Origin of the sequence: Pseudomonas sp. NY15181 (assembly GCF_048068055.1) — a bacterium.
In the GTDB taxonomy this organism is placed as follows: domain Bacteria; phylum Pseudomonadota; class Gammaproteobacteria; order Pseudomonadales; family Pseudomonadaceae; genus Pseudomonas.
Genome location: NZ_JBLUPT010000004.1, coordinates 299,100 through 313,964, shown reverse-complemented (window position 1 = coordinate 313,964; position 14,865 = coordinate 299,100). Strand labels below are relative to the sequence as shown.

General features: G+C 64.8%; 14 protein-coding genes. 13 read left to right on the top strand and 1 reads right to left on the bottom strand.

Going from position 1 to position 14,865, the window contains the following annotated elements:
- Window positions 1–148: 148 nt before the first annotated feature.
- From rpsF to alr, 6 genes are all read left to right on the top strand, one after another.
- Window positions 149–565 (top strand): 30S ribosomal protein S6, encoded by a 417-nt coding sequence (gene rpsF, locus ACNFBT_RS13195; protein WP_054906367.1) that lies wholly within the window; start codon window positions 149–151, stop codon window positions 563–565.
- Window positions 566–594: 29 nt separating this feature from the next.
- Complete coding sequence (gene rpsR / locus ACNFBT_RS13190) at window positions 595–825, top strand: 30S ribosomal protein S18 (protein ID WP_003095634.1); 231 nt, start codon at window positions 595–597, stop codon at window positions 823–825.
- Between the two features lie 34 nt (window positions 826–859).
- Window positions 860–1,729: a hypothetical protein gene (locus ACNFBT_RS13185; RefSeq protein ID WP_416749953.1), complete on the top strand. Its 870-nt coding sequence runs from the start codon at window positions 860–862 to the stop codon at window positions 1,727–1,729.
- A gap of 21 nt (window positions 1,730–1,750) precedes the next feature.
- Window positions 1,751–2,197 carry a 50S ribosomal protein L9 gene (rplI, locus tag ACNFBT_RS13180; RefSeq protein WP_017518273.1) on the top strand — a complete coding sequence of 149 codons (447 nt, stop codon included), beginning with the start codon at window positions 1,751–1,753 and terminating at the stop codon, window positions 2,195–2,197.
- Between the two features lie 127 nt (window positions 2,198–2,324).
- Window positions 2,325–3,719 (top strand): replicative DNA helicase, encoded by a 1,395-nt coding sequence (gene dnaB / locus ACNFBT_RS13175; RefSeq protein WP_416749950.1) that lies wholly within the window; start codon window positions 2,325–2,327, stop codon window positions 3,717–3,719.
- 70 nt (window positions 3,720–3,789) lie between these two features.
- On the top strand, window positions 3,790–4,866 hold the full coding sequence (gene alr, locus ACNFBT_RS13170) for an alanine racemase (protein WP_416749948.1): 1,077 nt from the start codon (window positions 3,790–3,792) through the stop codon (window positions 4,864–4,866).
- On the opposite strand, the gene ACNFBT_RS13165 is transcribed toward alr, so the two are convergent.
- Entirely contained in the window at window positions 4,867–6,717 is a 1,851-nt protein-coding gene (locus ACNFBT_RS13165) for a diguanylate cyclase domain-containing protein (RefSeq protein ID WP_416750114.1), read from the bottom strand.
- A gap of 220 nt (window positions 6,718–6,937) precedes the next feature.
- On the opposite strand from ACNFBT_RS13165, the gene ACNFBT_RS13160 reads away from it, so the two are divergent.
- The 7 genes from ACNFBT_RS13160 to ACNFBT_RS13130 all read left to right on the top strand — a co-directional run bounded on the left by ACNFBT_RS13160 (window position 6,938) and on the right by ACNFBT_RS13130 (window position 14,862).
- Complete coding sequence (locus ACNFBT_RS13160; RefSeq protein ID WP_416749946.1) at window positions 6,938–9,193, top strand: YgiQ family radical SAM protein; 2,256 nt, start codon at window positions 6,938–6,940, stop codon at window positions 9,191–9,193.
- Window positions 9,194–9,381: 188 nt separating this feature from the next.
- Window positions 9,382–10,626: a parallel beta-helix domain-containing protein gene (locus ACNFBT_RS13155; RefSeq protein ID WP_416749944.1), complete on the top strand. Its 1,245-nt coding sequence runs from the start codon at window positions 9,382–9,384 to the stop codon at window positions 10,624–10,626.
- On the top strand, window positions 10,623–11,747 hold the full coding sequence (locus ACNFBT_RS13150; protein ID WP_416749942.1) for an SO2930 family diheme c-type cytochrome: 1,125 nt from the start codon (window positions 10,623–10,625) through the stop codon (window positions 11,745–11,747). The genes ACNFBT_RS13155 and ACNFBT_RS13150 overlap by 4 nt, the downstream gene beginning before the upstream one ends.
- Window positions 11,748–11,857: 110 nt before the next feature.
- Window positions 11,858–12,703 (top strand): mechanosensitive ion channel family protein, encoded by an 846-nt coding sequence (locus ACNFBT_RS13145; RefSeq protein ID WP_416749940.1) that lies wholly within the window; start codon window positions 11,858–11,860, stop codon window positions 12,701–12,703.
- A gap of 284 nt (window positions 12,704–12,987) precedes the next feature.
- A complete protein-coding gene (gene pilV / locus ACNFBT_RS13140; protein WP_416749938.1) occupies window positions 12,988–13,500 on the top strand; it encodes a type IV pilus modification protein PilV in 513 nt (170 codons plus the stop codon).
- Between the two features lie 10 nt (window positions 13,501–13,510).
- Window positions 13,511–14,311, top strand: a complete 801-nt coding sequence (locus ACNFBT_RS13135; RefSeq protein ID WP_416749936.1) for a PilW family protein — start codon at window positions 13,511–13,513, stop codon at window positions 14,309–14,311.
- On the top strand, window positions 14,308–14,862 hold the full coding sequence (locus tag ACNFBT_RS13130) for a pilus assembly PilX family protein (protein ID WP_416749934.1): 555 nt from the start codon (window positions 14,308–14,310) through the stop codon (window positions 14,860–14,862). The genes ACNFBT_RS13135 and ACNFBT_RS13130 overlap by 4 nt, the downstream gene beginning before the upstream one ends.
- The last annotated feature ends 3 nt before the right edge of the window (window positions 14,863–14,865 follow it).

The following is a 14,865-nucleotide window of genomic DNA, read 5'->3' as shown; positions in this document are numbered from 1 at the left end:
TGCCTTGCGCCACCTTCCCCCCTTCTCTAGAATGTCGGCCCTTGTCGTCCGGGCAGGCGCTCGCGCGTCCTTCCAAGCGGCAAGGTAAAAATCATTCACTCCTTGTCTGACCGCTTTGTCGGCAGGCTGCAATCCGTAAGGAGCATTTATGCGTCATTACGAAATCGTGTTCCTGGTTCACCCGGACCAGAGCGAACAAGTCGGTGGCATGGTCGAGCGTTACACCAAGGCCATCGAAGAAGACGGCGGCAAAGTCCACCGTCTGGAAGACTGGGGCCGTCGTCAGCTGGCTTACGCCATCAACAACGTGCACAAGGCTCACTACGTTCTGATGAACGTCGAGTGCACCGCCAAGGCCCTGGCAGAGCTGGAAGACAACTTCCGCTACAACGACGCCGTGATCCGTAACATGGTCATCCGTCGCGACGAAGCCGTTACCGGCCAGTCCGAAATGCTGAAGGCCGAAGAGAGCCGCAACGAGCGCCGTGAGCGCCGTGAGCGTCCCGAATCGAACGAGGGCGAGTCCGCTGACGGCGAAGATAGCCGCGACAGCGCTGACGAGTAATCCCGGACCAGTATTGAGGAGCCACACACATGGCACGTTTCTTCCGTCGTCGTAAGTTCTGCCGTTTCACCGCTGAAGGCGTGAAAGAGATCGATTACAAGGATCTCAACACCCTGAAGGCCTACGTTTCCGAAACTGGCAAGATCGTTCCGAGCCGTATCACCGGCACCAAGGCCAAGTACCAGCGTCAGCTGGCCACCGCTATCAAGCGCGCCCGCTACCTGGCCCTGCTTCCCTACACCGACAGCCACGGCCGTTGATCGGGCAGTCGACTGGGATTGATGGATAGATCGCATGCGCGCATTGGCTGAATTTGTCATGCGAGGCCGCATGCAGGCGACCCTGGTGGTCGTCGCAGCCGCGGTACTGCAGCCGTTGTTCTGGCTCGGTGCCGCAGCAGGCAGTCTGGTGCTGTTGCGCCGTGGCGCCGGTGATGCCTTTGGCATCCTGGGCTGGGCGCTGCTTCCGGCACTGGCCTGGTGGTACCTGGGTGACCCCAGCGTGAGTCTGGTTCTGGTGGGTAGTGCCGTGCTGGCGCAGGTTCTGCGCAGCAAGGTGTCCTGGAACCAGGTGATGCTGGCGAGCGTTGTGCTCGGTGCGGTGTTCGTGCTGCTGCTCAGCACGGTGTCGGCCGGGTTGGTCGCTGCTCTTGCCGATGCATTCGGCAAGGCACTGCCGCAGGTTCTGGCCGAAGCCAAGCTTTCGCCGGAACAGATGGCCGCCCTGCAGGCGGAGATGGTTCCGACCATCACCGGCCTGATGGCAGCCTCGCTGCAGACGATCAGCCTGATGTGCCTGATGCTGGCGCGTTATTGGCAGGCAGTGCTGTACAACCCGGAAGGGTTTGGCCGCGAGTTCCGCGCACTGCGCCTGTCGCCGGGCACGGCTATTGCGCTGCTGGTCGGCGTTGTGGCACTGCCCTTCGCAGGTCCCGCGGCCACCATGCTGGCGCCGCTGTGCATGATTCCGCTGCTGTTCGCCGGGATCGCACTGGGCCACGGGCTGGTCGCGCTGAAGAGGCTTCCGGGCTTCTGGCTGGCGCCGTTGTACCTGCTGGTATTCGTACTGGGCAATGTGATCTGTCTTGTCGCCGTGGTCGACAGTCTGTTTGATTTTCGCGGTCGTCTGGCCCGTCGCCAGAAAGCCGCGAACGGTGAAGGTTAAAAGTTAAGAGGTAAGACTCAAATGGAAGTCATCCTGCTGGAAAAGATCGCCAAACTGGGCAACCTGGGCGACAAGCTGAACGTAAAGGGCGGTTACGCCCGTAACTACCTGCTGCCGCAGGGCAAAGCCACCGCTGCCACCGCTGCCAACGTCGCTGCTTTCGAAGAGCGCCGCGCAGAGCTGGAAAAAGCCGCTGCTGAGAAAAAAGCCGCTGCTGAAGCTCGTGCTGCCCAGCTGTCCGAACTGATCGTGACCATCGGCGCCCACGCTGGCGACGAAGGCAAGCTGTTCGGTTCGATCGGCACCCGCGACATCGCCGACGCCGTTTCGGCTGCCGGCTACCCGCTGGAAAAGAGCGAAGTTCGCCTGCCCGACGGTGCCCTGCGCGCTGTAGGCGAATACAACATCGAAGTGCAACTGCACATGGATGTTGATGCAACCCTGCACGTGGTTGTAGTCGCCGAGTAAGCGATCCGTCGCTAGGACGATTCGCACGGCTTGCCTGTGCGAAGCTGTCCGCTAACAATGGGCACGGTTCCGATTCTCGGTCCGTGCCCTTTGTTTTTTCCGCCGTTTCACTCAACACGAAGAGCCCATGAACGACATCACCGTCCCCGAGCAATACGACCTGCAGACCGCTTCCCTCAAGGTGCCGCCGCACTCGATCGAAGCCGAACAGGCAGTGCTGGGTGGCCTGATGCTCGATAACAATGCGTGGGAGCGGGTGTCGGACGCCGTGTCCGATGGCGACTTCTACCGCCATGACCATCGCCTGATCTTTCGTGCCGTCTACAAGCTCGCCGAAGGCAACCAGCCGATCGACGTGGTGACCCTCTCCGAGATGCTCGAACGCGAGGGCCAGCTGTCCCAGGTGGGCGGCCTCGCCTACCTCGCCGAACTGGCGAAGAACACTCCTTCGGTGGCCAACATCAAGGCGTACGCGAACATCATTCGCGAACGCGCCACGCTGCGGCAGTTGATCGGCATCAGCAGCGACATCGCCGACAGCGCCTTCAACCCGGAAGGGCGCAGCGCCAACGAAGTGCTCGACGAAGCCGAGCGCAAGATCTTCGAGATCGCCGAAGCGCGCCCGAAGACCGGCGGCCCGGTGGGGATCAGCGACATCCTGGTCAAGACCATCGATCGCATCGACTACCTGTTCAACACAAGCGAGGCGCTGACCGGGATTTCCACTGGCTTCACCGACCTGGACGAGAAGACCAGCGGCCTGCAGCCGGCCGACCTGGTGATCGTCGCCGGCCGTCCGTCCATGGGTAAGACCACCTTCGCCATGAACCTGGTGGAGAATGCCCTGATGCGCACCGACAAGGCGATCCTGGTGTACTCCCTGGAAATGCCCTCCGACTCCATCGTGATGCGTATGCTCGCCTCGCTCGGCCGTATCGACCAGACCAAGGTGCGTGCGGGCAAGCTGGACGACGAGGATTGGCCGCGCCTGACTTCGGCGGTGAACCTGCTCAACGACCGCAAGCTGTTCATCGACGACACCGCCGGTATCTCGCCCTCGGAAATGCGTGCGCGTACCCGCCGCCTGTCCCGCGAGCACGGCGAAATCGGCCTGATCATGGTGGACTACCTGCAGCTGATGCAGATTCCCGGTTCCGCCGGCGACAACCGGACCAACGAGATTTCCGAGATTTCCCGTTCGCTCAAGGCGCTGGCGAAGGAATTCAACTGCCCGGTGGTGGCGCTCTCCCAGCTCAACCGCTCGCTGGAACAGCGTCCCAACAAGCGCCCGGTGAACTCCGACCTGCGTGAATCCGGAGCGATCGAGCAGGATGCCGACGTGATCATGTTCGTCTACCGCGACGAGGTGTATCACCCGGAGACCGAGTTCAAGGGCGTGGCCGAGATCATCATCGGCAAGCAGCGTAACGGCCCCATCGGCACCGTGCGCGTGGCCTTCCTCGGTCGCTACAGCCGCTTCGAGAACCTCGCGCCCGGCATGTACAACTTCGAAGACGAGTGACGCAGCCGCATTTCGCGTGACCGACGGGCGCCTTAAAATGGGCGCCCGTTTCGTTTCAGGACCCGCAGCCATGCGTCCGCTCGTCGCCGTCGTCGATCTCTCCGCCATCCGCCACAACTATGCCGTGGCCAAGCGCTGCGCGCCGGGCCGCCAGGCGTTCGCGGTGGTCAAGGCGAATGCCTATGGGCATGGCGCGCGGGAAGTGGTCAGCAGCCTGCACGACGAGGCCGACGGTTTCGCGGTGGCCTGCCTGGAGGAGGCCGCGGAGGTGCGCGCGCTGCACGCCGATGCCCGCATCCTGCTGCTGGAAGGTTGCTTCGAACCCAGCGAGTACCTGATCGCCGCACAGTTGCGCCTGGACGTGGCCGTGCAGGGGCCGGAGCAGGCCCAGGCGCTGCTCGCCGCGCAGTTGCCGAGCGCGTTGAACGTCTGGATGAAGCTGGATTCCGGCATGCACCGCCTGGGCTTCTCGCCAGAGGCCCTGCGCGACTGGCATCCGCGCCTGCGTCAGGCCGCGCAGGTGGCCGAGCTGAACCTGATGAGCCACTTCGCCAACGCCGATCTGCGCGGCGACGAGCTGACCGAAGATCAGGTGGCCTGCTTCCTCAGTGTGCTCGACCTGGACTTCGACCTGCGCTCCCTGGCCAATTCCGCCGCCGTGCTGACCATTCCCGCGGCCCACATGGACTGGATTCGCCCCGGCATCATGCTCTACGGCGCCACGCCCTTCGCCGACATCGGCGCCGTCGAGCTGGGCCTGCGCCCGGCCATGAGCCTGGAGGCGCAGTTGATCGCAGTACGCGAGGTGCCGGTCGGGGAAAGCGTCGGTTATGGCGCGACCTGGGTGGCGCAGCGTCCGTCGCGCATCGGTACGGTGAGCTGCGGCTATGCCGACGGCTATCCACGCCATGCGCCGAGCGGAACGCCGGTGCTGGTGGGCGGACGGCGGGTGCCGCTGGCGGGCCGGGTGTCTATGGACATGCTTGCCGTCGACCTCACCGATCTGCCCCATGCCGCGGTGGGCGATCCGGTCGAGCTGTGGGGCGCGAACCTTGCGGTGGACGAGGTGGCGCACCACGCCGGGACCATCGGCTACGAGCTGCTGACCAAGGTCACCGCCCGCGTACCGCGTCGCTACAGAAACTGATCAGGTACTGCCTTCCGGGGCTTTGCTGCTGTCCTGCCAGAGTTCGCTGCCTTCGCTGCCGCTCTCGTTGGCGATGGCGTAGCTCGCCCGGCCGTTGCCCTTCACGTCGTACAGCGCCTGGTCGGCGGCCTTGTACAGCTTACTGAACTGCATCGCGTGGCTGGGGTAGATGGCCACGCCGATGCTGGGGGTGATGCGCAGTTCGAGCGCGTCGAACTGCACCGGGCGCGACAGCTCGTTGAGCAGGCGCGTGGCGATCTCGCGGGCATGGCCTTCGGCGTCCGGGCCGGCGATCAGCGCGGCGAACTCGTCGCCGCCCAGCCGTGCCACGCAATCGCTGGCGCGCACGCACTGGCGCAGGCGATGACCGACGTTCTGCAGCATGAAGTCGCCGGCATCGTGGCCGTGGGTGTCGTTGATCGGTTTGAAGTGGTCGAGGTCGATCAGCATCAGCGCCAGGGTTTCGCCGTTCTGCTGGGCGCGCTCCAGCGCCTGTTCGGCGTGTTCGACCAGGAAGCGGCGGTTCGGCAGGCTGGTCAGCGGATCGTAGTGCGCCGCGTGCTGCAGCTGGGCCTCGCGCTCGCGCAGCAACTGGTTGCTCTGGGTCAGCTCGGCAGTGCGTTCGGCGACGGCCTTGGCCAGGTCCTGTTGCGCGTTGTGCATCATGGAGAGGCGCGCGTTCTTTTCGCGGTTGGCCTGTTCCACGGCCTGCGCACGCTCGCGCTTGAGGCTGCGGATGCGCGAGGTGAGGGCGAAGGAGAAGAGCACCGACTCGATGGCGACGGCGATCGGAAAGATGTAGGTGGTCAACGGCTGTGGCTGCACCACGGCCAGGGCGCGCATCACCGAGATGCTCACGCTGCCGAGCACCAGGCCGAAACCGAGCAGGTACAGGAAGGCAGGGAGCGAGCCCTGGCGCCAGCGCGTCACCGCCGCGCCCAAGGCTGCCGGTACGCCGATGAGGGTAACCGCCACCAGCATCCAGCTGGCGACGCCGCGCAGCTGCAGCGCGCCGAGGAGGATGGTGAGCAGGTACAGCCCGCAGTTCAGGTTCAGCAGGTGGTGCGCCCAGCGCACGTGCCGGCGGGTCTGCAGCAGGGTGAGGGTGAAGCGGTGCACGCAGAGCCCCCAGAGCGAGGGCAGGGTGATGCGGTCCAGCCACCAGGGCACCGCGTGCTCGGGCCAGAGGTACTTGAAGCCGTGGCCGGTCATGCCGAGGCTGAACAGCAGCGCCGCCGCGGTGGTCAGCACGTACCAGAGATAGGCCCGGTCGTGCAGGGTCAGCAGGATGAACAGGTTGTACAGCAGCAGGGCGGCGATCAGGCCATAGACCACGCCAAGGAACAGGTTGGTGTCCGCGCGGTGGTCCTGCAGGTCGTCCAGTGACCAGACGCGCAGCGGGAAGGAGTTACCGGCGGGATCATAGGTGCGCAGGTAGAGCCGCAGCGGCCCGACGCCCTCGGGCAGGTGGAACACCGGGCGGCGATAGCCACGGTCGCGGCCGGCGGAGAAGGGCATCGCCTCGCCGGAGAGGCGTTCGACGTAGCGCCCCTGCCCATCGGGCAAGTACAGGCGCAGGTCCATGAGGTTGACCGCGTCCACTTCCAGCCACCAGCCGCCGGGCGGCGTCTGCCGGCGGTCGAGGTCCAGGCGCAGCCACCAGGCGCTGGAGCTCTGGCCGACGCTGGTGCGGCCATTGGCCGGAACGAAGTCGCGGCTGCGCTGCACCTCGTCGAACGGCATCCCCCCGCTGCGATCCTCGAGCAGTTCCAGGCTGCCATTGAGCCAGGCGCCACTGGCGCTTGAGTCCAGCTCGACTGCGGCGGCCTGGCCGACCAGCAGTGCGAGCATCAGCACGAAAACATAACGCACGACACGCACTCCCTGTGCCTGGCGGGTACTCCGGCACCTACTGCGAATAGTGGCTGGAGTATAGCCAGATGATGGCACTGGCGGACGACCAGGCACCGGTTAAATCTGAGTTCACTGGTCGGATTTGTACACTTTTTGTGCTATATTCCGCGCCCGCGTTTTTCCGCGATACCTATTTCGAGATACCCCGGTGCCCGTGATGCAAGCCGCCAAACCGCTGTTCGACTATCCCAAGTTCTGGGCCGAATGTTTCGGCCCGGCGCCATTCCTGCCCATGAGCAAGGAAGAGATGGATCAGCTGGGCTGGGATTCCTGCGACATCATCATCGTCACCGGGGATGCCTACGTTGACCATCCGTCGTTCGGCATGGCCATCATCGGCCGCCTGCTGGAAGCCCAGGGCTTCCGCGTCGGGATCATTGCCCAGCCGGACTGGCAGTCGAAAGACGACTTCATGAAGCTGGGCAAGCCGAACCTGTTCTTCGGCGTCGCCGCCGGCAACATGGACTCGATGATCAACCGCTACACCGCCGACCGGAAGATCCGCTCCGACGACGCCTACACCCCCGGCGGCAACGCCGGCAAGCGCCCGGATCGCGCCAGCATGGTCTACAGCCAGCGCTGCCGCGAGGCGTACAAGGGCGTGCCGATCATCCTCGGCGGCATCGAGGCCTCGCTGCGCCGCATCGCGCACTACGACTACTGGCAGGACAAGGTCCGCCACTCGATCCTGATGGACGCCAAGGCCGACATCCTGCTGTTCGGCAACGCCGAGCGCGCCGTGGTGGAAGTGGCCCAGCGCCTGGCCGCCGGCGAGTCCATCGAGTCGATCACCGACGTGCGCGGCACCGCCTTCGTGCGCCGCGACACCCCCGAGGGCTGGTTCGAGCTGGACTCCACCCGCATCGACCGTCCGGGCAAGATCGACAAGATCATCAACCCCTACGTGAACACCCAGGACACCGCCGCCTGCGCCATCGAGCAGGAGAAGGGCGAGCAGGACGACCCGAACCAAGCCAAGGTCGTCGAGCTGCTGCCGCACCCGCGCCTGGAGCGCGAGCGCACGGTGATCCGCCTGCCGTCCTACGAGAAGGTCAAGAGCGACCCGGTGCTCTACGCCCACGCCAACCGCGTGCTGCACCTGGAGACCAACCCGGGCAACGCCCGTGCCATGGTCCAGCGCCACGGCGAGACCGACGTGTGGTTCAACCCGCCGCCCATCCCGCTGACCACCGAGGAGATGGACTACGTCTTCGGCCTGCAGTACGCCCGCGTGCCGCACCCCGAATACGGCGGCGCGAAGATCCCGGCCTACGAGATGATCCGCTTCTCGGTGAACATCATGCGTGGCTGCTTCGGCGGCTGCACCTTCTGCTCCATCACCGAGCACGAAGGCCGCATCATCCAGAGCCGCTCGGAAGACTCGATCATCCGCGAGATCGAGGAAATCCGTGACCGCGTACCGGGCTTCACCGGCGTCATCTCCGACCTCGGCGGGCCGACCGCGAACATGTACCGCATCGCCTGCAAGGACCCGGAGATCGAGCGTCACTGCCGCAAGCCGTCCTGCGTGTGGCCGGGCATCTGCGAGAACCTCAACACCGACCATTCCTCGCTGATCCAGTTGTACCGCCGCGCCCGCGACCTGCCGGGGGTGAAGAAGATCCTCATCGCCTCGGGCCTGCGCTACGACCTGGCCGTGGAGTCCCCGGAGTACGTCAAGGAGCTGGTGACGCACCACGTCGGCGGCTACCTGAAGATCGCTCCGGAGCACACCGAGGAAGGCCCGCTGTCGAAGATGATGAAGCCGGGCATCGGCACCTACGACGCCTTCAAGCGGATGTTCGAGAAGTTCTCCAAGGAGGCGGGCAAGGAGCAGTACCTGATCCCGTACTTCATCGCCGCGCACCCGGGCACCAGCGACGAGGACATGATGAACCTCGCCCTGTGGCTCAAGCGCAACGGTTTCCGCGCCGACCAGGTGCAGGCGTTCTACCCGTCGCCCATGGCCACCGCCACGGCCATGTACCACTCGGGCAAGAACCCGCTGCGCAAGGTCACCTACAAGAGCGATGGCGTGGAAATCGTCAAGGGCGAGCGTCGTCGCCGCCTGCACAAGGCCTTCCTGCGCTACCACGACCCGAACAACTGGCCGATGCTGCGCGAGGCCCTGAAGGAAATGGGCCGCGCCGACCTGATTGGCAACGGCAAGCACCAGCTCATCCCGACGCACCAGCCGGCCGGCGATGGCGGCTACCAGAGCGCGCGCCGCAAGAACTCCACCCCGGTGGGCAGCAAGAAGACCGGCAAGCCGCTGCTGACCCAGCACACCGGCCTGCCGCCGCGCGCCAGCGACGGCTCCAAGCCCTGGAACAAGGCCGAGGAAGGCAAGGCGACCGGCTACGCCAAGGGCAAGAAGCGCAGTACCAAGCGCCAGCCGAACATCCCGCGCTGATCCTGAGTTTCGCCCCGTGATCCGGACAGGCCCCGCAATTGCGGGGCCTGTCTATTTCAGGGACGGCCAACCGGTCATGCCGCTGTAGCCCACGAATGACGCCGGTTTCTGTTCTCAGGGGGCTATCCATGAAATTTACTTGGCACTATAGTTCCAGAATCATAAGAACAAGACTGGAGTGCCCTGCCATGCGTCTCGCTTGCTTGTCCCTGATCGCCGTCTCCGTCGCCCTGGCCGCCTGCGGCGAAGGGGAGAAAACCGCCGCCGTCAGCACTGACTTTCAGAAGGACCTGCAGGCACGCCTGATCAAGGCCAAGGCCGGCGACGTCATCGACATCCCGGCGGGGACCTACCACCTCGACCGCAGCCTGAGCCTGAAGGTGGACGGCGTGACCATCCGTGGCGCCGGCATGGACAAGACCATCCTGAACTTCAAGAACCAGAAGGCCGGCGCCGAAGGGCTGTTCGTCGACGCCTCGGACTTCACCCTGGAGAATCTCGCCATCGAGGACACCAAGGGCGACGGGCTGAAGGTCATCGGCGGCAAGAACATTGTTATCCGCAACATCCGCACCGAGTGGACCAACGGCGCGTCCACCGACAACGGCGGCTATGGCATCTACCCGGTGCAGACCGAGAACACCCTGCTCGAAGGCAACGTCGCCATCGGCGCCTCGGACTCGGGCATCTACGTCGGCCAGTCGCGCAACGTGGTGGTGCGCAACAACCGCGCCGAGCGCAACGTCGCCGGCATCGAGATCGAGAACACCATCGGCGCCGACGTCTATAACAACGTCGCCACCGACAACACCGGTGGCATCCTCGTCTTCAACATGCCCAACCTGCAGCAGCCGGGACGTGGCACCCGGGTCTTCGCCAATGACGTGCAGGGCAACAACCACGATAACTTCGGCCACAAGGGCACTCCGGTGGCCAGCGTGCCGGCCGGCTCTGGCGTGGTGGTGAACTCCAACGATGACGTGGAGATCTTCGACAACAAGATCGGCAACCACAAAACCGCCAACATCATCATCAGCAGCTACTTCAGCACCAACTATTCGGACAAGGCCACCCAGCCGAACTTCGACCCCTACCCCGAAGGCATCTACATCCATGGCAATACCTTCGGCCCCGGCGGCGACAGCCCCGACCACATGGAGCTCAAGGCGCTGAAGGTCGCCAAGTTCGGCCTCAACGGGCGCCTGCCGGACATCCTCTGGGACGGCTACTTCAACCAGAAGAAACTGGTCGACGGCAAGCTGCCCGAGGCGCTGTCGATCTGCATCGACAATGGTGACGCCGGCATCGTCAATGTCGACGGCCCCAACGGCTACAAGAACATCAGCACCGACATGAGCGTGCACCAGTGCAAGCTCAAGCCGTTGCCGAAAATCGAGCAGGCCGGCCTGGGCGAGAAGGGCGGCAAGGCATGATCAAACACGCTTCGTTCCTGTTGTCGCTCGCCCTGGCCGTGGGGTTGGCCGGGTGCGGGCAGGAGAGCAAGCCGCGCTATCAGCCCGAGGGCGACGATTACCCGGACAAGCTCAGCGGCTGGGGCATGCTGCACCTGGCGGACGGCCACCTGGCGCCGGCCGCCGACGTCTTGCCCTATGACCTGAACACGCCGCTGTTCACCGACTACGCGCACAAGCTGCGCACCGTGTGGATGCCGGAAGGGCAGGCCGCGCAGTACGCCGAGGATCGCTTCGACTACCCCGTCGGCACTGTGCTGACCAAGACCTTCTATTACCCCAAGGATGCCCAGGGCAACTTGCTGCAGAACAGCCAGGACGACCGCGATCCCAAGGCCGGGCTCGAACTGGACAAGGTCCGCCTGGTGGAAACCCGCGTGCTGGTGCGGCAGAAGGACGGATGGGCGGCGCTGCCCTACGTGTGGGACGCGGACCAGCGCGAGGCGCGCCTGGAACTGGCCGGCGACACGCAATCGCTGGAGCTGACCGGCGAAGGCAAGCAGAAGGTCGCCTTCAGCTACATGGTCCCCGACGCCAACCAGTGCTCCGAATGCCACGCCGAGCAGAAGGGCGCCGGCATCGCACCGCTGGGGCCGAAGGCGCGCCACCTGAACAAGGACTTCGCCTACGCCGAAGGCAGCGACAACCAGCTGCAGCACTGGCAGGCGCGGGGCTTCCTCAAGGGCCTGCCGGCGCTGGCACAGGTGCCGCAGAATGCGCTGTGGGGCCAGCCGCGCGCTGGCGAGGATCTGGAAAAGCAGGCACGCAGCTACCTCGACGCCAACTGCTCGCACTGCCACAACCCGAAAGGCGCGGCGCGTACCTCCGGGCTGTACCTCGATCCGCACACGCCGGTCTCCATCGCCTACGGTGTCTGCAAACCGCCGGTGGCGGCGGGGGGCGGAACCGGCGGCCGGCTGGAAGACATCCACCCCGGCAGCCCGGAGAAATCGGTACTCAGCTACCGCGTCGGCAGCGACAAACCCGGCGACATGATGCCCGAGCTGGGCCGTGGCCTCGTGCATCGCGAGGGGCTGGAAATGCTCAACCGCTGGATCAGCGCCATGCCCGGCGACTGCTGACGAGGAATGCTCCGGAGCCCGCCAGGGCTCTGGGCTGCGCGCTGCGGCGAGCAAAGCGCTGGGGCCGTGCTAGCTTTCATCAGGTCCCTTTCTCTCGCAGGTGCGCTTCCATGGAAGAAACGAACATCATCAGTGTCGGTACGGAGAAGATCAACGCGCTGTGGGCGACGGTTTCGCAGTACGCGCTCGCATTCGGTGTGAAGATCATCGTCGCCATCCTCTTCTGGGTGCTCGGCCGCTGGCTGATCGGCTTCGCCGTCGGCCTGGTGGAAAAGGCCCTGGCTCGGCAAAGCGTCGATCCCACCGTTCTCCGTTACGTCGGCTCCTTCATCACCGTCACGCTGAACATCCTCCTGGTAGTCGGCATCCTCGGTTACTTCGGCGTGCAGACCACCAGTCTTGCGGCGCTGATCGCGGCCATCGGCCTGGCCATCGGCATGGCCTGGTCCGGCTTGCTGGCCAACCTCGCCGCCGGTGGTTTCATCATCGTGCTGCGTCCGTTCAAGGTGGGCGACTTCGTCTCCGCCGGCGGCGTGACCGGCACCGTGAAGGAGATCGGCCTGTTCGCCACCGCCATCAACACCCCGGACAACGTGCTGACCCTGGTGGGCAACAACAAGATCTTCAGCGACACCATTCAGAACTACAGCCAGAACGCCTTCCGCCGCGTGGACCTCAAGGCCCAGCTGTCCGGTGCGGCGGACTACCAGGCCGCCGTCGCCGTACTCAAGCAGCGCATCGCGGCGGTTCCCAACGTGCTGAGCGAGCCGGCGGTGGACGTGGAAATCCTCGAGTTCAACCTGGTGGGCCCGGTGCTGGCGGTGCGTCCGTACTGCCACAACGACAACTACTGGCAGGTCTACTTCGACACCAATCGCACCATCAAGGAAGCCCTGGGCACCGACTTCCCGGCACCGATGCCGGCGCAGACCGTGATCGTGCAGCAGACGCCGTAAGCACCGCGAATCCCGTTCCAACCCGATCCCTTGTACTGCCGCCCCCCTGGGGCGGCTTTTTTATGTGCCCGTCTGCCTCGGTCCGACCGTTTCGTTCAGCGATGTGAGCGTTACGGACACAGACCTTTCGCATCGATCCTTCCGTTGGCGGAGATTTGCTTTTCACTCCACACGGACGAATCGCCCCCGAACGCCATCCCTGTCTGACTGACCCGAGTTGCTTCGCGGTCGCAGGCTATGCGCATCCGGTGATCGCCATTTCACCCCATGTGCGAGGGACTGCCATGAAGTACGCGCTCGGCTTCAGCCTGATCGAGGTGTTGGTGGCGGTCGTGCTGACCTGCATCGGGCTGCTGGGAATGGTCGCCCTGCAGGGGCGGGCGTTGCAGTACATCCAGGATTCGGCGCAGCGTAATACGGCGGCCACGCTGGCCAATGACCTGGTGGAGATGATTCGCCTGCGCAGTGGCGGCCAGGCGGTTCCGGCGGGCTATCTGAAGACGGCTGGCGCGAGCTTCCCCAGCACTCCCTCCTCGTGCGCGAACACACCCAGCGCTGCTGACCAGCAACTGGCGTGCTGGGCCCTGCGGGCGAGCGCATTGCTGCCGGGCGCCCGGGAATTGCTGGTCGATGAGTTCCATATCTGTCGCTCCGCTGGGGAAAATCGCTGCGCCGCAGCGGGAGAGCTTCTGGAGATTCAACTGGCCTGGAAGGTCAGGCCGGGGGAGTGTCTGGATGCGCGTGCCGCCGACTCGGCGGAGCCGATCTGTCGCTATCGGTTGCGTACCCGAATCTAGGAGGCGAGCCATGGAAGGCCGGCACCATCAGCGGGGATTGTCCCTGGTTGAATTGATGATCGCCCTCGCGTTGAGCAGCTTCCTGATTCTGGGGATCACCCAGGTCTACCTGGATAACCAGCGCACCTATCTCTTCCAGCAAGGGCAGTTGCAGAACCAGGAGAACCGGCGCTTCGTGTCGTTGTTCCTGCAACAGGAGCTGGGCAAGGTGGGGTATCGGAGAAACCCGCTGGCGCAGGATATGGAGGCGGCCTTCAGCGGGGCCTCCGGCGGCATCGTCAAAGGGTGCAGTTTTGCGCCGGGGCAGGCCGTGCAGTACCTGGGCCGGTCGGCGCTGTGCATTCGCTATCAGCCACGCGACAGGTCGGATCGCGACTGCCTGGGCAACCGGGCGCCCAACCTTGCGGAGCTTGCCGAACCCTATGTCAGCACCCAGGTTGCAGTTGTCGAAAAGATCTACCTGGGCAGCGCCGGTGATCTGCGTTGCGCCAGTGCCCAGGGGGATGAGGCGCTGGTGGATGGGCTGGTCGATCTGGTCTTCCAGGTGGCAGTCGCCAGCGTGGCGCAACCGAGGGAGCTGGCGCGGTACGTCAGCGGCGCTCCAGAGGAGGGGCAGCCCGTGGTCGGGGTGGGCTACAAGGTGTTGCTGCGCAGTAGCGGCAGGAACCTTCGGGATGCCGTCGGCAAGGCGACGGCCGTCGCCGACTGGAAGCTGTTGAGCGGAGCGGAGGCCAGTGCGGTGTCCGGCGACGCCGGCCAGTTGTACCAGGTCAGCCAGGGGACCGTCATGCTGAGGAATCTCATGCCATGAGGCGGCTGTGCGATCGGTATTCCCAGCGCGGGGCTTCGTTGTTCGTCGCGCTGATTTTCCTGCTGATCATGACGATGCTGGCGTTGTCGGGTGTCAGAAGCGCCGTGATCGAGTCGCGTATCGCCGGTCACTCGGCCATGCAGCAGCGCTTGTTCAATGACGCCGAGGCGGGATTGCGGATTGCCGAGGCGCGCGTGGGTTCCTACTCCGCTGCATCGCTCAATGCGCTGGCCACGAGCTGTACCCAGCAGATGTGCATGCCCTACCTCGATGCCGCCCACAGCGGCGGCCATAACGCTCCGCGCTTTGCGCAAGGCGACGAGGTTGCCACTGAGAGGGCGCTCTCCAACGGCTCGTCAGAATCGGAGGGCCGGTCCGTCAAATGGTATGTGGCGCTGATCGGTGGCGGGGCCGACTGCGTCAGCACGGAGTGCACGGCGGGAGGCAAGGGCGGGATCTACTTCTACGAGGTCAACAGTTGCGCGGGCGACTGTGCGGGCAATGCCAGCCAGAAGCTGCGCTCGGTGTATGCCAAGCACCATGAGGATTGAGCA